Origin of the sequence: Streptomyces sp. NPDC002790 (genome assembly GCF_040295505.1) — a bacterium.
Taxonomy (GTDB): Bacteria; Actinomycetota; Actinomycetes; order Streptomycetales; family Streptomycetaceae; genus Streptomyces.
The window spans coordinates 1-15,884 of record NZ_JBEOVM010000135.1; the positions used below are offsets into that span (position 1 = coordinate 1).

A 15,884-nucleotide genomic window follows, 5' to 3' on the forward strand; every position below is an offset into this window, starting at 1 on the left:
CCCGTCCCCCGCGCCCCAAGCGCCGGGGGGGATTAAACGGCCGTTTTGTCCCGGGGGGGACCGGGGCGGAGCCCCGGCCTCTCAGACCGCTACCGAGTGTGGTGCCTTTTTCAGCTCCACCTCGCGGCGGCGCCTGCGCGCCAGGACCACCCGGCGTTCCGCCGCGGTGAGGCCGCCCCAGACGCCGTACGGCTCCGGCTGGAGCAGCGCGTGTTCGCGGCACTCGACCATGACCGGGCAGCGAGCACAGACCCGCTTCGCCGCCTGCTCGCGCGCGAGACGCGCGGCGGTCGGTTCCTTGGAAGGGGCGAAGAAGAGTCCCGCCTCGTCACGCCTGCACACCGCCTCCGTGTGCCATGGCGCGTCCTGATCCCTGCCCCTGACTGGCTCGCGCTGCTGCGGTACGGCGGTGACCTGCAGGGACTGATGCGGCGGGTGCAGCACGGTCTACTCCTGACGACGGCTGACGACGGCTATCGAGAGCGGGCGACGATGCAGCAAGCTCTACCCGCTGTGTCGACTCCTATGCACTGAGTTCCGAAGCACGGAACTTCCGGAGCGCATACGGGAGTTCACCGCCCAAATGCCGTCGGCCCCCGACCGTCAGCCGAGATGCTTGCGCAGGTGCTTCTCCAGGTTCTGGATGAGCTTGCCGCGCTTCGGCTTCGCCTCGATGTTCCCGAGGACCGCGAAGCCGTCGACGTACACAACGGGCGCCCCGGGCTCGCGCGCGTCCAGCGTGTCCACCTCGAAGTTGCCGAGGACGCCCGCGCCGCTGCCGCGCAGCGAGATGTTCTCGGGGACGCGGACCTCCACGTTGCCGAACACGGAGACCGCCTTGATGTACACCTGCGGGTATTCGAAGATCGCCTCGCTGAGGTCGATCTCCACGTTGCCGAAGATCGCGTACGCGTGCGTGCGGCGGCCCACCCGCCAACGGCCCTTGCGGGTCGTGGAGCTGAGGACCGCCACCAGGTTCTCGTCGGGCACCGCCGGGACCGTGCCGGGCGCAGGGCGGCTCGGGGCGGGGCCCGCGGCGGGCGCCGGGCGGGGCGGCGCGTGGGTGCCCGGCAGGTCGCGCACCAGCGGCTCCAGTTCGCCGACCGTCTTGGCGCGGTAGACCCCGTCGATCCGCTCGGCGTGCTCCTCCGCGTCGAGCCGGCCCTCCGCGAGTGCCTCGCGCAGGATGTCCGCGATCCGGTCGCGGTCGGCGTCGGACGCGCGCAGGTCGGTCGGCTCCGCCACGGGAGCACTGGGCGCGGGCGCGGGCTGCGAAGAGCGCTTTTGAAGGTCCACGACAGTAGAGTACCGAAACGCGATAGATCGCGACACCCCTCGCCGCGGACTCCCGCGCAGCCCCGTCGCGGGCCCCGAGCCAACTGAGCCTTACCTCACAGGCCCGGCCGCCCGACCAGGTTCTACGCTGGTTGGCGCTGCCAACGGATGCCAGCTGATGTCTGTCGAGTGAGGAAAAGGCGAGATGCCGGAGTTCGCGTACACCGATCTGCTCCCCCAGGGCGAGGACCCCACCACGTACCGGTTGGTGACATCGGAGGGTGTCTCCACCGCCGAGGGGCCCGACGGCCGTACGTTCCTGAAGGTCGAGCCGGACGCACTGCGCAAGCTCGCCGAAGAGGCCATCCACGACATCCAGCACTACCTCCGCCCGACTCACCTCGCGCAGCTGCGCCGCATCGTCGACGACCCCGAGGCGTCGGGCAACGACAAGTTCGTCGCGCTCGACCTGCTGAAGAACGCCAACATCGCGGCCGCGGGCGTGCTGCCCATGTGCCAGGACACCGGCACCGCCATCGTCATGGGCAAGCGCGGGCAGAATGTCCTCACCGAAGGTGAGGACGAGAAGTCGCTCTCCAAGGGCATTTACGACGCCTACCAGAACCTGAACCTGCGCTACTCGCAGATGGCCCCGCTGAACATGTGGGACGAGAAGAACACCGGCTCCAACCTCCCCGCGCAGATCGAGCTCTACGCGACGGACGGCGGCGCCTACAAGTTCCTCTTCATGGCCAAGGGGGGCGGCTCCGCCAACAAGTCGTTCCTGTACCAGGAGACGAAGGCCGTACTGAACGAGTCCTCCATGATGAAGTTCCTGGAGGAGAAGATCCGCTCCCTGGGGACGGCCGCCTGCCCGCCGTACCACCTCGCGATCGTCGTCGGCGGCACCTCCGCCGAGTACGCCCTGAAGACCGCCAAGTACGCCTCCGCGCACTACCTGGACGAGATCCCGGCCGAGGGTTCCGAGCTCGGGCACGGCTTCCGCGACAAGGAGCTCGAGGACAAGGTCTTCGAGCTGACGCAGAAGATCGGCATCGGCGCGCAGTTCGGCGGCAAGTACTTCTGCCACGACGTGCGCGTGGTGCGGCTGCCGCGGCACGGCGCCTCCTGCCCGGTCGCCATCGCCGTGTCCTGCTCCGCCGACCGCCAGGCCGTCGCGAAGATCACCGCCGAGGGCGTCTTCCTGGAGCAGCTGGAGACGGACCCGGCGCGCTTCCTGCCGGAGACGACCGACACTGAGTTGACTAGCGGCTCCGCCGCGGGCCTCTCCGAGGACGAGTCGAGCGACGTCGTGAAGATCGACCTCAACCAGCCGATGGACGCGATCCTCGCCGAGCTCGGCAAGCACCCGGTGAAGACCCGCCTCTCCCTGACGGGACCGCTCGTCGTCGCCCGCGACATCGCGCACGCCAAGATCAAGGAGCGCCTGGACGCCGGCGAGGAGATGCCGCAGTACCTGAAGGACCACCCCGTGTACTACGCGGGCCCGGCGAAGACCCCCGAGGGTTATGCGTCCGGTTCCTTCGGCCCGACCACGGCCGGCCGCATGGACTCCTACGTGGAGCAGTTCCAGGCCGCGGGCGGCTCCAAGGTCATGCTCGCCAAGGGCAACCGCTCCAAGCAGGTCACCGACGCGTGCGACGCGCACGGCGGCTTCTACCTCGGCTCGATCGGCGGCCCGGCGGCGCGGCTCGCGCAGGACTGCATCAAGAAGGTCGAGGTCGTCGAGTACGAGGAGCTCGGCATGGAGGCCGTCTGGAAGATCGAGGTCGAGGACTTCCCGGCGTTCGTCGTCGTCGACGACAAGGGCAACGACTTCTTCCAGAACCCGACGCCCGAGCCGACCTTCACGAGCATCCCGGTGCGCGGCCCCGGTCTCGCGTAGTCGCCACTCGTTGGTGGGGTTGTTCCCGGGATCAGGAACAACCCCACCGCCGTGTTCGCTGTACCTGGTATGAGCGACAACGCCGGCGAATACCGCATCGAGCACGACTCCATGGGCGAGGTCCGGGTCCCCGCCGCCGCGAAGTGGCGGGCCCAGACCCAGCGCGCCGTGGAGAACTTCCCCATCTCCGGGCAGCGCATCGAGCGCGCCCACATCGAGGCGCTGGCCCGGATCAAGGGCGCGGCGGCCACGGTGAACGCTGAGCTGGGGGTCATCGACAAGGACATCGCCGAGGCCGTCGCGGCAGCCGCCGCCGAGGTCGCCGAGGGCCACTGGGACGACGAGTTCCCGATCGACGTGTTCCAGACCGGTTCCGGTACGTCGTCGAACATGAACACCAACGAGGTGCTGGCCACGCTCGCCACCGAGCGCCTGGGCCGCGACGTGCACCCGAACGACCACGTGAACGCCTCGCAGTCGTCCAATGACGTCTTCCCGTCCTCCATCCACATCGCGGCGACGGCCGCCGTCACCCACGACCTGATCCCGGCGCTCGACCACCTGGCCGCCTCCCTGGAGCGGAAGTCCGCCGAGTTCTCCGACGTCGTGAAGTCGGGGCGTACGCACCTCATGGACGCGACGCCGGTGACTCTCGGCCAGGAGTTCGGCGGCTACGCGGCGCAGGTCCGCTACGGCGTGGAGCGGCTGACCGCCTCGCTCCCCCGCCTCGCCGAACTCCCCTTGGGCGGCACCGCGGTCGGCACGGGAATCAACACCCCGCCCGGCTTCTCGGCCGCCGTCATCGCCGAGGTCGCGCGCGCGACGGGGCTGCCGCTGACCGAGGCCCGCGACCACTTCGAGGCGCAGGGCGCGCGCGACGGGATCGTGGAGACGAGCGGCCAGTTGCGCACGATCGCCGTCGGCCTGACGAAGATCGCCAACGATCTGCGGTGGGCCGCCTCCGGGCCCCGTACGGGACTCGCGGAGATCAACCTCCCCGATCTGCAACCCGGTTCGTCGATCATGCCGGGCAAGGTGAATCCGGTCCTTCCCGAGGCGACGCTGATGGTCGCGGCCCAGGTCACCGGCAATGACGCGACGGTCGCGGCGGCCGGCGCCGCAGGCAACTTCGAGCTGAACGTGATGCTCCCGGTCATCGCCAAGAACGTCCTGGAGTCGATCCGGCTGCTCGCCAACGTCTCCCGGCTCCTGGCCGATCGCACCATCGACGGCATCACCGCAAACCGCGAGCGCGCCCGCGAGTACGCCGAGTCCTCCCCGTCCGTCGTCACGCCGCTCAACAAGTACATCGGCTACGAGGAGGCGGCCAAGGTCGCCAAGAAGTCCCTCGCCGAGCGGCGGACCATCCGGGAGGTCGTGCTCGACGGCGGCTACGTGGAGCGGGGCGACCTCACCGTGGAACAGCTCGACGAGGCGCTCGACGTCCTGCGGATGACGCACCCGTGAGCGCGGCCGTGACCACGCGTGGCCTGTTGGCGTAATCCTGATACGTACCGCGGCGTCGTATGCCGTTGGCACCTAATATCTGTTCATGACAGACGAGTACCGGATGACCGAGAGCGGAGGGCGCTGGGCGCCCGGTGAGCCGATCCTGTGGCGCTACCGCGCCAACGGGGGCGACGGCTTCCACATCTGCCGTCCGGTCACGGTCGTCCAGGACACCGACGAGCTGCTCGCCGTGTGGATGGCGCCCGGCACCGAGTGCGTGAAGCCGGTCATCGCCGACGGCACCCCGGTGCACCGCGAGCCGCTCGCCACCCGCTACACCAAGCCGCGCGCCCTGCGGCGCGACCGCTGGGCCGGCACGGGTGTGCTGAAACTGGCGCGGCCCGGCGATCCCTGGTCGGTGTGGCTGTTCTGGGAGCCGGGCTGGCGGTTCCGCAACTGGTACGTGAACCTGGAGGCGCCGCGCGTCCGTTGGGCCGCAGGCGTCGACTCGGAGGACCACTTCCTCGACCTGTCGGTGTACCCGGACGGCAGCTGGCGCTGGCACGACGAGGACGAGTTCGCGCAGGCGCAGGCCGTGGGCCTGATGAGCCCCGCACAGGCATCCGAGGTGCGCTCCGCGGGCCGCCGGGCGATCGAGACGATCGAGAACTGGCGGCGGCCGTTCCCCGACGGCTGGCAGCACTGGCGCCCGGACCCGGCGTGGCTGGTTCCCGCCCTGCCTGCTGACTGGGACCGTACGCCCGCGCACGTGTCCTCATGAGACCCTTGATGCGCCCCCAGGGGGTAAACGTAGGATCGTCCTCCGCAAGAGACCACCCGTCCGAATGTGCGGGTTCTACGGACAACTCTTGGCACGCACAACTGGTCTGACACGATGTCAACGAGGTCATCGAGGGGCGGCTGGACCGTGAACGTGGGCGAGACGACGCAGTGGGCGGGCCGTGACGAGACGGCCGCCGGGACCGCGAGCGGTGCTGTCCGCGGGTTCCCGGCGCGGTCGCCCGCACGGATTCCGTTCCCGGAGCACGCGTTCCGGGTATCCGGTCCCCTACGGGACACGCCGCAGGTCACCCGACAGACCCTGGCCCCAGCTGTTCCCCAACTGCCGGCGCACTGGCCAGTGACGCGGCGTGCAGCCCCGGACGGACGGAATCGACACGCGTGACGGAGTACCCCACCTCCCACGAAGGCCGCCACCACGGCACGGCGGCCCGCCCCGCCGACCCCCGCGGGGCCCTTCGGCACACCCCTGAGACCTCCACGCCGGGTTCCGGCGAGGCCTCCGCCCCGGGCTCGGGCGGCCTGCCGGAGCAGCCACGGCGCGCCGCCGGCTCCGCCGCGGACGCCGAGCACGCGCAGCCCGTGGCGCCCTCCCCCGAGCCGGTGCGCCCCGGCGCGCCCGAGGGCGAGGACCGCCGCACCGGACAGCCGCGCCCCGCCGGGCAGCCGGCGCCGATGCGGCGTGACGGCGACCGGCTCCGCTTCGTCGGCGCCGCGACCCGGCGGATCGCCCGCGGCCTGGACCTCGACGAGATCGTGATGGGCCTGTGCCGGGCGACCGTGCCCACGTTCTCCGACGCGATCCTCGTGTATCTGCGCGAGCCGCTGCCGGTGGGCGACGAGCGGCCGACGGGACCCATGGTGCTGCGCCTGCGCCGCACCGACCGCATCCCGGACTCCACCGACACCGCCTCCGCATCCGCCACCGACCCGGACACCGACGGCGCGGGGCTCACGGTCCCACTCACGCCCCAGCTCGAACTGACGGCGGGCTGCGCCGACTTGTGCGAGGTGCGCTCCGGTGGCGCGCTCGCAGAGGTGCTGCGCGGCGTCCGCCCGGTGTTCGCCGACTCGCCCGCCGCGCTCGCCGCGCTGCCCGAACTCCTCGGCTCGGAGCGGGCGTTGCCGAGCGGCCAGCGGGCGATCCTGGCCCCGCTGCGCGGCCGACGCCGGGTGATCGGGGCCGCAGTGTTCCTGCGCCGCCCCGACCGGCTCGCGTTCGACGCCGACGACCTGCTGGTGGCGGGGCAGTTGGCGACGCACAGCGCGCTCGGCATCGACAAAGCGGTGCTGTACGGGCGCGAGGCGTACATCGCGGACGAGTTGCAGCGCACGATGCTGCCGGAGACGCTGCCGAACCCGACCGGCGTGCGGCTCGCCTCGCGCTACCTGCCGGCGGCGGAGACGGCGCGGGTCGGCGGCGACTGGTACGACGCGATCCCGCTGCCGGGCAGCCGCGTCGCGCTGGTCGTGGGCGACGTCATGGGCCACTCGATGACATCGGCCGCCATCATGGGCCAGCTCCGGACGACCGCGCAGACCCTCGCCGGACTCGACCTGCCCCCGCAGGAGGTCCTGCACCACCTCGACGAGCAGGCCCAGCGGCTCGGCAGCGACCGCATGGCGACGTGCATGTACGCCGTGTACGACCCGGTCGCGCACCGCATCACCATCGCCAACGCCGGGCATCCGCCGCCCGTCCTGCTGCACCTCGGCGGGCGCTCCGAGGTGCTCCGGGTGCCGCCGGGCGCGCCGATCGGCGTCGGCGGGGTCGACTTCGAGGCGGTCGAGCTGGACGCCCCGGCGGGCGCGACGCTGCTCCTCTACACGGACGGGCTCGTCGAATCGCGGCTGCGGGACGTGTGGACCGGGATAGAGCAGCTGCGCGAACGGCTCGCCGCCACCGCGCAGCTGACAGGACCCGACCATCCGCCGCCCCTCGAGGCGCTGTGCGACGAGGTCCTCGACATGCTCGGCCCCGGCGACCGGGACGACGACATCGCGCTGCTGGCCGCCCGGTTCGACGGGATCGCGCCCAGCGACGTCGCGTACTGGACCCTGGAACCGGAGGACGCCGCACCGGGCCGCGCCCGCAGGCTCGCCCGCAGCGCCCTGGAGCGCTGGGGCCTGGAGGACCTCAACGACTCCGTCGAACTCCTGGTGAGCGAGGTCGTGACGAACGCGGTGCGGTACGCCACCCGTCCGGTGACCCTGCGCCTGCTGCGGACCGACGTGGTGCGCTGCGAAGTGGGCGACGACGTACCGCAGTTGCCACGCCTTCGGCAGGCACGGGCGACGGACGAGGGCGGTCGTGGGCTCTACCTGGTGAACCGGCTGGCCCGAAGGTGGGGTGCGACGCGCCTGTCCACCGGCAAGGTCGTCTGGTTCGAGCTTCCGGTGCCGTAAATATGTGGCCATGTGCCACTACTGCGGTTGCCGTGAGATCCCTCTCATCAAGGAGTTCATCGCCGAGCACGAGCGCGTCACCGACGCCGCCGGTGGCGCGCTGCGGGCCCTTGAGCGCGGCGACGTGGCGGCGGCGCGGAAGCTCGTCGACGCGATGGCGAAGGAGCTCGCCTCGCATTGGAGGGGCGAGGAGGACGGCCTGTTCGCGGTGATGCGGGACGATCCGGAGTACGCCGGTTACATCGACGCCCTGGTGGCCGAACACCGCGAACTCGGCGCCCTGCTGCCCACCCTCGACCTCACGGACCCCGGCGACGTACAGCGCCTGAAGGCCGAGACGGACGAGCTGCACCGGCACATCGCCAAGGAGGAGGACGGCCTCTTCCCGGCGTCGCTGACGGCACTGTCGGGGGACGGCTGGGACGAGTCGATCGCGGCGTGGCGCGCGGCACACCCCACGGAGAGCTGAAACCCCACAGCGACGGCTAGAACCCCACCGGCACGTACCCCGTAGCCCGCCCCCGGTCGTCGAGCACCCGCCCCATCCGCTTCACCGTGCGCAGCGTCACCGTGCGGTCCTCGACGCGCAGGGCGGGAAACCGCTCGTCGAGGGCGGCCTCCAGCGTGGCCATGCCGTCGAGGTCGCGGAGCCAGACCTGGAAGAGCAGGTTGCAAGAGCCCGTGACCGAGGTGCACAGGCGCATCTGCGGGAGGCGGGCAAGGGCCGAGCCCGTACGGTCCAGTTCGCCGTGCGGGACGGTCGCCCGGTACGTGGCGAGCGCCGGCCAGCCCGCCAGCTGCTGGGCCAGATCGCAGCGCAGCAGGATCTCCCGGTCACGCAGTTCGCGCGCGAGCCTGCGCCGCACGGTCGACTCGCCGACGCCGACGCCGACGGCCGCCGCCAACTCGGCGTACCCGGCACGGCCGTTGGCGCCCAGTTCGCGCAGGAGCGCCAGGTCGACCTCGTCACGGGGCCGGAACGGGCGCGAGGGTGCACCGGGCCCCGGCCCCGCCGTGCTGAGCCGCGCGCGCCCCGCCCGGTCGAGGGCGCGCACCTTCCAGCCGCTGCCCTCCTGGTAGAGCCGCATGCTCAGCCGGGTCCGGGTGCCGCGCACGCCCGGCAGCCGGCCCAGATCGTCGCTGACCCGGCGCCCGAGCGCGGGCAGGTCGGGCGCCGCGACGGAGAGCAGCAGGTCGTAATCGCCGACCACGTGCTCCGCGCTGAACACCCACGGAAGGCGGACGAGACCGGCGGTCAGCTCCTCCAACTCGCCCGGTGTGCACGTCACTTCCATGTAGGCGACCGTGGCCGTCGTCGGCCCCGCGTACGCCGTCACCCACGCGAGGCCCGCCTTTTCGAGGCGTGCCCAGCGGCGGGCCGCGGTCGTCGCGTCGATGCCGACGGCCGGGCCGACCCGGCTCCACGGGGCGCGCGGGTCGGTCTGGAGGGCGTCGATCAGGGCGAGGTCGGCCTCCTCGAAGGCCGCCGCGGAGGCCCCCGCGAAGGCGGCGGATTCCGGCACAGGCGCGTGCACGCTGCCGTTTTCCAGCAATTGAGGCCCCTTCTCGCACGGCGGCCGGATTCTGTCCCCACTTCCGAGCCGTCCCCCACACCAGCACGCCCACTCTAGAAGGAGTGCCTGTGGCCCCACCCTCGCAAGGCCCCGCCCGTGAACGTCTCGACAGAGGCGCCAAGATCACGGTCACGCTGCTCTTCGCCGCCTGGCTGATCGACTACATCGACCGCCTCGTCATCAATCTGGCGCTGCCCTCGATCGGCCACGAATTCGACCTCAGCCGCGCCCAGCAGGGCCTGGCGGTCTCCGTGTTCTTCGTGGCGTACGCCGTCTGCCAGATTCCGGGCGGGATGCTCGCCGACCGGTTCGGCGCCAAGCGCGTCACCTGCTGGGCGCTGCTCATCTGGTCCGCGTTCACGGCGGTCACCGGGCTCGCGGGCTCCTTCGCGATCCTCCTCGTGGTGCGCTTCCTGTTCGGCATCGCCGAGGGGATCTTCCCGGGCGCTTCGATGAAGGCCGTGAGCGAGCGGACCACGCCCGGTCAGCGGATGAGCGCCAACGGCATCGTGCAGTCGTCGAACGCCGTGGCCGCGGTCGTCGCCCCGCTGATCGCCGCGCCGCTCATCGCCCACTTCGGCTGGCGCTCGGCGTTCTTCACCGTCGCGGCCGTCGGCGTATTCGTGTACGCGGCCGTCCGCCTGTGGCTGCCGGAGCGGGAGCGGTCGACGACCGCCACGCCGCTCGGCGGCGCGCGCACCGTGATCCGCTCGGGGACCATGTGGGCGTTCGCCGGGATGTTCTTCGGCTACGACATCATCGTGTGGGGCCTCAACACCTGGGTGCCCTCGTACCTCAACGAGGAGCGCGGGCTCGCGCTGACCTCGGCGGGCGCCCTGACGATCCTGCCCGCGGGCTCGGCGGCCGTCGCCGTGATCGTCGGCGGCAGGATCGCGGACCGCTTCGAGGGCAATCAGCGCAAGATCGTGGTGCCCGCCATGGCGGTCTCCTCGGTCGCGCTGATCCTCATGGCGACGTCGACCGGCATCTTCGCGTTCGTCGGCTGGATGTCGGTGGCGATCGCGTCCGCCTCCCTCGGCTACATGCCGATCTTCGCGGTGCCGCTGCGCAGCCTGCCGCCCGAACTGACGGGCGCGGCCGCCGGGTTGATCACGTTCGGCGGGCAGGCCGGTGGCGTCGTCGCACCGACCGCGATGGGGCTGCTCGCGGACTCGGCCGGATTCGGCGCCGCGTTCGGCTTCCTCGTCGTGGGCGCGGTACTCGCCGCGGTCCTCGCCTGCGTCACCCCGCAGACCACACACGCCTTCCGCCGGGCGCTGCGGCTGCCCGACGCCGACCCCGACCACCCCACTCCCGTATCCGGCGCACCCGTAGAAAGCGAGACCCGATGACCACGAAACTCGACAGCCTCCTGCCCGGACTCCGCGCGCTCTACCGGGACCTGCACGCCCACCCCGAACTCTCCCTCCAGGAGACCCGCACCGCCGGCATCGTCGCGGCCCGGCTGCGCGAACAGGGCGGCTGGGACGTGACGGAGGGCCTCGGCGGCACAGGCGTCGTCGGCGTCCTCCGCAACGGCGAGGGCCCGACCGTGCTGCTCCGCGCCGACATGGACGCACTGCCCGTCCTGGAAGCGACGGGCCTGCCCTACGCGTCCGTGGCCCGCGGCACCGACCGCGACGGCAACGACGTACCGGTCATGCACGCCTGCGGCCACGACATGCACGTCACCTGCCTGCTCGGCGTGACGGCGCTGCTCGCGGCGGAGCGGGACACGTGGCGCGGCACCGTCCTCGCCGTGTTCCAGCCCGCGGAGGAGATCGGCCGCGGGGCCAGGGACATGCTGGACGACGGGTTCGCTGAGCGCTTCCCGAAGCCGGACGTGTGTCTCGGCCAGCACGTCGGACCGTTCCCGACGGGGGTCGCTGTGACCCGGCCCGGAGCGGTGATGGCGGCCTCCGACAGCTACCGCGTACGCCTCTTCGGGCGCGGCGGGCACGGCTCGACGCCCGAGTCGACCGTCGACCCGGTGGTCCTCGCGGCGGCCGTCGTGATGCGCCTGCAGACCGTGGTCTCGCGCGAGGTCGGCGCCTCGCAGACGGCCGTCGTGACGGTGGGCTCGATCCACGCCGGCACGAAGGAGAACATCATCGCGGACGAAGCGGAGCTGAAGCTCAACATCCGCTCGGTCGACCCCGTCGTACGCGAGAAGGTGCTCGAGGCGGTGCGCAGGATCGTCCGGGCGGAGGCGGAGGCCTCGGGCTCGCCCAAGGAGCCGGAGTTCACCTCGCTCGGCTCGTTCCCCGTCACGGAGAACACCGACGACGCCACCGCCACGACGATCGACGGGCTGCGCGGCGCGCTCGGCGAGCACGGCGTCCTCGTGCTTCCGCAACCGATCAACGGCAGCGAGGACTTCGGCCTGTTCGGCAAGGAACTCGGCGTGCCCTCGGTGTTCTGGCACTTCGGGGGCGCCGACCCGGCCGCCTTCAAGGGCTACGACGCCGCGACGCTCGCCTCGCGCGGCCTACCCGCCGAGATCCCGGTGAACCACTCGCCGCAGTACGCGCCGCTCCAGGACCCCACGATCGAGCTGGGGGTGCGGGCCCTGCTGGGAGCGGCCCGCACCTGGCTCGGCGCCCGCGAGTAGCGCGCTTCGGTCAGTCGCGGCGGTCAGCGCGTCAGTCTCTGCCGTTCCCGTTGCCGCCGCCGTTCTCCGGTTCGACCGGGTCCTCCGACCAGGTCGGCGCGCTGCTCTCGGGCGGGACCGGGAGCGTCTGCGTCGGATCCGTCGTCGGCGTCTCGCTGGTCGGTGTCTCGCTCGGCTCGGTCTTGGTCGGCGTCGGCTCGGTCGACTTCGTCTCGCTCGGCGTCGGATCCGTCGAGGGCTCATCGGTCGGGGTCGCCGGGGGCGTCGTCGTCGGCTGGACGGCCTTGCCCATGTCGGTGTCCAGGTCGAACTTCGCGTTCGTGCTGGACGAGTTGAAGGTGTACTGCGCCCAGATCTGGGCGGGGAAGCTGCCGCCGTCGACACGCGGCAGGCCGCCGGCGCCCTCCATGGACACCTGTCGGCCCGCCTCCGCGGTCTTCAGCGCGCCCTCGCCGAACAGGCCCACCGACGTGACCAGGTCCGGCGTGTACCCGGTGAACCAGGCCGACTTGTTGTCGTCGGAGGTACCGGTCTTGCCCGCGACCTGCTGGCCCGCGCGGCCCGGGTTGTCGCGCACCGAGGTCTTCGCCGTGCCGTCGTCGACCACACCGGTCAGGATCGAGGTCACCGAGTCGGCGGCGCCGCGGCTGATCACCTGCTCGCCGACGGGGTCCTCCAGCGGGACCGGCTCGCCCTGCTTGGAGACCGCCTTCACGATCTGCGGGGTGACCTTCTTGCCGTGGTTGTCGAGCGTCGCGTAGACACCGGCCATCTCCATCGGGCTCGCGCCCATGGTGCCGAGGGTCTGCGCGGGGTACGGTTTGAGGTCGCCCGCGTCCATGCCGAGCTTCTTCGCCGTGGCCATCACCTGGTCCATGCCGACGTCGACGCCGAGCTGCGCGAAGACGGAGTTGATGGACTTGTTCATGGCGGTCTGGACGGTGACCGGGCCGTAGCTCTTCTTGTCCTCGTTCGGCGGGGCGAAGCCGACCTTCTTGCCGTCCTGGACGACCTGACGCTTGCTGGTGCCGTCGTAGATCGTGTCGGCGGTGACGCTCTGGCCGGACTGCGTCGTGGCCTTGTCCTCCAGGGCGGCCGCGAGGATCAGCGGCTTGAAGGTGGAGGCGGGCTGGTAGTCGGTGCGCGTCGCGTTGTTGACGTAGTGCTCGCTGAGTCCCTCACCGCCGTACAGCGCGAGGACCTTGCCGGTCTTCGGGTCCACGGAGACGGCGCCGGCCTGCACGCGCGCGTCGGCCTTCTTGTCCTTGCGGTCGAGCTTGTCGCTGAGCTGCTGGTTCACCGACTTCTCGAGCTGCTTCTGCTTCTTGCGGTCGATGTTGAGCGTGACCGTGTAGCCACCGGCGTCGAACTGGGCCTCGGTGAGGTTCAGTTCCTTGATGACCTCCTCGCGCGCGGCGCTGTAGAGGTAGCCCTCCTGGCCCTTGAGCCCGGAGGCGGCCTTCGGCGGGTTCGGCTTGTCGAAGGTCATGCCCTGCCGCTTGCTCGCGTCCAGCCAGTGCATGTCGACCATGTTGTCGAGCACGTAGTTCCAGCGCGCCTTGGCCAGCCGCTTCCCGGTGTCGGAGGCAACGGCCCAGTCGTACTGGTTCGGGGCCTGGAGCAGCGCGGAGAGGTACGCGCCCTGCTCCACGGTCAGCTTCGAGGCGCTCTTGCCGTAGTAGGCCTCGGCCGCCGCCTGGATGCCCCAGGCTCCGCGCCCGTAGTAGCTGGTGTTCATGTACCCGGCGAGGATGTCGTCCTTGGTCTTCTTCTGGTCCAACTTCAGCGAGATGACCAGTTCCTTGAGCTTTCGGGTAACCGTCTGGTCCTGCGTCAGGTAGTAGTTCTTCACGTACTGCTGGGTGATCGTCGAGCCGCCCTGCTTGCCCTTGCCCAGGACGGTGTTGAGCATGCCGCGGGCGGTGCCCTTCACGTCGATGCCCTTGTCCGTGTAGAACGACTTGTTCTCGGCGGCGACGAAGGCGTGCTGGACCTCCTGGGGCACCTCGGCCAGGTCGACGACCTCGCGGTTGACCTTGCCGGTGCGGGCCAGCGTGTCGCCGTTGCTGTACTTGTAGACGTTGCTCTGCACCTGGGCGTCGGGATTGCCCTCGGGTACGTCGATCACCATGTACAGCACGATGAACGCGCCCATGCACAGCAGCACGAGCCCGAAGAACGTACCCAGGAGCTTCTTCCAGGTGAAGAGGCGGCGTATGCCCGACGGCCGCGCCGCGCGCTTGCGCGCCTTCCTCGCATCCGCTCGGCCCATGACCTCAGTCGCTCCGCTTCTTGTCCTGGTACGCCTTCGCGTACGGGTACGAACCCAGTTCTCACGATCGTGCTGAATCGGCTCAAGAACCTAACCCGTCACTTATGTCGAATCTCCGTTGATTCGGCCATATCGGACGTGACAATCAGCACCTGCCCCATGGGAACCGACGAGCGAGACGTGCGGATGGTTGCCGGACGCGATAAAGTGATATCACTTTGCTAGACCGCGTTCGCGGCCGTGCGGCGACGAACGACCAGCTCAGAGAAACGGGGACAGCCATGTCCGAGACGGACGCCACACCGAACACTCCGGACGCGCCGGAGACTCCCGACGTACAGATGCCGAAGGCGCACGTTCGCGAGATCACGGCCCACAGCATCGGCGGCGGACTCGCCCTACTGCTCGGCCTCATCGGCCTGATCGTCGGCGCGGGCCTGATCGCGATCGCCGCCTCCACCGACTCGGCGGGCACCAAGGGGGCGCTCATCACGGTCGGCGTCGTGGTCGCGATCGGCTCGGTCTTCGCCATGTCGGGCCTGAACATGGTGGCGCCGGGCGAGGCCCGCGTCGTCCAGCTCTTCGGCCGCTACCGGGGCACGATCCGCACGGACGGCCTGCGGTGGGTCAACCCGCTGACCTCGCGCACCAAGATCTCGACCCGGGTGCGCAACCACGAGACGGCGGTCCTCAAGGTCAACGACGCGTACGGCAACCCGATCGAGCTCGCCGCGGTCGTCGTCTGGAAGGTCGAGGACACCGCCCAGGCGTCCTTCGAGGTCGACGACTTCCTGGAGTTCGTCTCCACGCAGACCGAGGCGGCCGTCCGGCACATCGCCATCGAGTACCCCTACGACGCGCACGACGAGGGCGGCCTCTCGCTGCGCGGCAACGCCGAGGAGATCACCGAGAAGCTCGCCGTCGAACTGCACGCGCGGGTCGCGGCCGCGGGCGTCCAGATCATCGAGTCCCGCTTCACGCACCTCGCGTACGCCCCCGAGATCGCGTCGGCGATGCTCCAGCGTCAGCAGGCCGGTGCCGTGGTCGCGGCCCGCCGCCTGATCGTCGACGGGGCCGTCGGCATGGTGGAGGACGCCGTCGCCCGCATCACCGAGCAGGACTTCGTGGCGCTGGACGAGGAGCGGAAGGCGACGATGGTCTCCAACCTGCTGGTCGTCCTCTGCGGGGACCGGGCGGCGCAGCCCGTCGTCAACACCGGAACGCTCTACCAGTGACTCCGGCCTCTGACCGTGAGCGGCGGGCGGCGCGTAAGCAGGTTCTGTTGCGGCTCGATCCTGCGGTGTACGAGGCGCTTGCACGGTGGGCCGGCGAGGACCTGCGGTCCGCGAACGCGCAGATCGAGTTCCTGCTCCGCAAGGCCCTCCAGGAGGCGGGTCGCCTACCGGGGTCGGCGGGCCCCATACCGAGGCGGGGCCGCCCCCCGTCCACCCACCCGGACTGAACGCCTCGGGGCTCCGCCCCGGACCCCGCCGGCTCTCGTCCGAACGGCGGGGCTTGAAAGACCTGCTCAATCGCCGCAGGGGCTTGAAAGATCGCCTCAATCGCCGGCGGGGCTTGATAGATCAAGCC

Annotated in this window: 13 protein-coding genes; 9 read left to right on the forward strand and 4 right to left on the reverse strand. The window is 70.8% G+C overall.

The window, feature by feature from the left end:
• Nucleotides 1–81: 81 nt before the first annotated feature.
• Both ABT004_RS32590 and ABT004_RS32595 read right to left on the reverse strand, forming a co-directional pair.
• The gene (locus ABT004_RS32590) at nucleotides 82–444 is read right to left on the reverse strand and encodes a WhiB family transcriptional regulator (RefSeq protein ID WP_351344053.1); all 363 of its coding nucleotides are present in this window, start codon (nucleotides 442–444) and stop codon (nucleotides 82–84) included.
• A 159-nt stretch (nucleotides 445–603) separates the two neighbouring features.
• Nucleotides 604–1,296, reverse strand: coding sequence for a DUF1707 SHOCT-like domain-containing protein (locus ABT004_RS32595; RefSeq protein ID WP_351344056.1), 693 nt, complete (start codon nucleotides 1,294–1,296; stop codon nucleotides 604–606).
• Between the two features lie 184 nt (nucleotides 1,297–1,480).
• On the opposite strand from ABT004_RS32595, the gene ABT004_RS32600 reads away from it, so the two are divergent.
• The 5 genes from ABT004_RS32600 to ABT004_RS32620 all read left to right on the forward strand — a co-directional run bounded on the left by ABT004_RS32600 (nucleotide 1,481) and on the right by ABT004_RS32620 (nucleotide 8,306).
• Entirely contained in the window at nucleotides 1,481–3,181 is a 1,701-nt protein-coding gene (locus ABT004_RS32600; protein ID WP_351344059.1) for a fumarate hydratase, read from the forward strand.
• A gap of 69 nt (nucleotides 3,182–3,250) precedes the next feature.
• Nucleotides 3,251–4,648, forward strand: a complete 1,398-nt coding sequence (locus tag ABT004_RS32605; RefSeq protein ID WP_351344062.1) for a class II fumarate hydratase — start codon at nucleotides 3,251–3,253, stop codon at nucleotides 4,646–4,648.
• 85 nt (nucleotides 4,649–4,733) lie between these two features.
• Nucleotides 4,734–5,411, forward strand: coding sequence for a cytidylyl-2-hydroxypropylphosphonate hydrolase (gene fomD, locus ABT004_RS32610; protein ID WP_351344065.1), 678 nt, complete (start codon nucleotides 4,734–4,736; stop codon nucleotides 5,409–5,411).
• A gap of 401 nt (nucleotides 5,412–5,812) precedes the next feature.
• Nucleotides 5,813–7,837 carry an ATP-binding SpoIIE family protein phosphatase gene (locus ABT004_RS32615; protein WP_351344068.1) on the forward strand — a complete coding sequence of 675 codons (2,025 nt, stop codon included), beginning with the start codon at nucleotides 5,813–5,815 and terminating at the stop codon, nucleotides 7,835–7,837.
• Between the two features lie 10 nt (nucleotides 7,838–7,847).
• On the forward strand, nucleotides 7,848–8,306 hold the full coding sequence (locus tag ABT004_RS32620) for a hemerythrin domain-containing protein (RefSeq protein ID WP_351344071.1): 459 nt from the start codon (nucleotides 7,848–7,850) through the stop codon (nucleotides 8,304–8,306).
• A 16-nt stretch (nucleotides 8,307–8,322) separates the two neighbouring features.
• Here the strand turns inward: ABT004_RS32620 and ABT004_RS32625 are convergent, their stop codons facing one another.
• Nucleotides 8,323–9,390, reverse strand: coding sequence for an Lrp/AsnC family transcriptional regulator (locus ABT004_RS32625; protein WP_351344074.1), 1,068 nt, complete (start codon nucleotides 9,388–9,390; stop codon nucleotides 8,323–8,325).
• 89 nt (nucleotides 9,391–9,479) lie between these two features.
• On the opposite strand from ABT004_RS32625, the gene ABT004_RS32630 reads away from it, so the two are divergent.
• Entirely contained in the window at nucleotides 9,480–10,763 is a 1,284-nt protein-coding gene (locus ABT004_RS32630; protein WP_351344077.1) for an MFS transporter, read from the forward strand.
• Nucleotides 10,760–12,022 (forward strand): amidohydrolase, encoded by a 1,263-nt coding sequence (locus ABT004_RS32635; protein WP_351344080.1) that lies wholly within the window; start codon nucleotides 10,760–10,762, stop codon nucleotides 12,020–12,022. The genes ABT004_RS32630 and ABT004_RS32635 overlap by 4 nt, the downstream gene beginning before the upstream one ends.
• Nucleotides 12,023–12,053: 31 nt before the next feature.
• Here the strand turns inward: ABT004_RS32635 and ABT004_RS32640 are convergent, their stop codons facing one another.
• Complete coding sequence (locus ABT004_RS32640; protein WP_351344083.1) at nucleotides 12,054–14,294, reverse strand: transglycosylase domain-containing protein; 2,241 nt, start codon at nucleotides 14,292–14,294, stop codon at nucleotides 12,054–12,056.
• 281 nt (nucleotides 14,295–14,575) lie between these two features.
• On the opposite strand from ABT004_RS32640, the gene ABT004_RS32645 reads away from it, so the two are divergent.
• Nucleotides 14,576–15,529 (forward strand): SPFH domain-containing protein, encoded by a 954-nt coding sequence (locus ABT004_RS32645; RefSeq protein ID WP_351344086.1) that lies wholly within the window; start codon nucleotides 14,576–14,578, stop codon nucleotides 15,527–15,529.
• Complete coding sequence (locus tag ABT004_RS32650) at nucleotides 15,526–15,756, forward strand: type II toxin-antitoxin system antitoxin (protein ID WP_351344089.1); 231 nt, start codon at nucleotides 15,526–15,528, stop codon at nucleotides 15,754–15,756. Before ABT004_RS32645 ends, ABT004_RS32650 begins: the two co-directional genes overlap by 4 nt.
• The last annotated feature ends 128 nt before the right edge of the window (nucleotides 15,757–15,884 follow it).

Excerpts from the sequence above, each read along its gene's own strand:
- fomD (WP_351344065.1), top strand. The coding sequence starts at position 4,734 with ATGACAGACGAGTACCGGATGACCGAGAGCGGAGGGCGCTGGGCGCCC.
- ABT004_RS32640 (WP_351344083.1), bottom strand. The coding sequence starts at position 14,294 with ATGGGCCGAGCGGATGCGAGGAAGGCGCGCAAGCGCGCGGCGCGGCCG.
- ABT004_RS32600 (WP_351344059.1), top strand. The coding sequence starts at position 1,481 with ATGCCGGAGTTCGCGTACACCGATCTGCTCCCCCAGGGCGAGGACCCC.
- ABT004_RS32605 (WP_351344062.1), top strand. The coding sequence starts at position 3,251 with ATGAGCGACAACGCCGGCGAATACCGCATCGAGCACGACTCCATGGGC.
- ABT004_RS32620 (WP_351344071.1), top strand. The coding sequence starts at position 7,848 with ATGTGCCACTACTGCGGTTGCCGTGAGATCCCTCTCATCAAGGAGTTC.
- ABT004_RS32645 (WP_351344086.1), top strand. The coding sequence starts at position 14,576 with ATGTCCGAGACGGACGCCACACCGAACACTCCGGACGCGCCGGAGACT.
- ABT004_RS32635 (WP_351344080.1), top strand. The coding sequence starts at position 10,760 with ATGACCACGAAACTCGACAGCCTCCTGCCCGGACTCCGCGCGCTCTAC.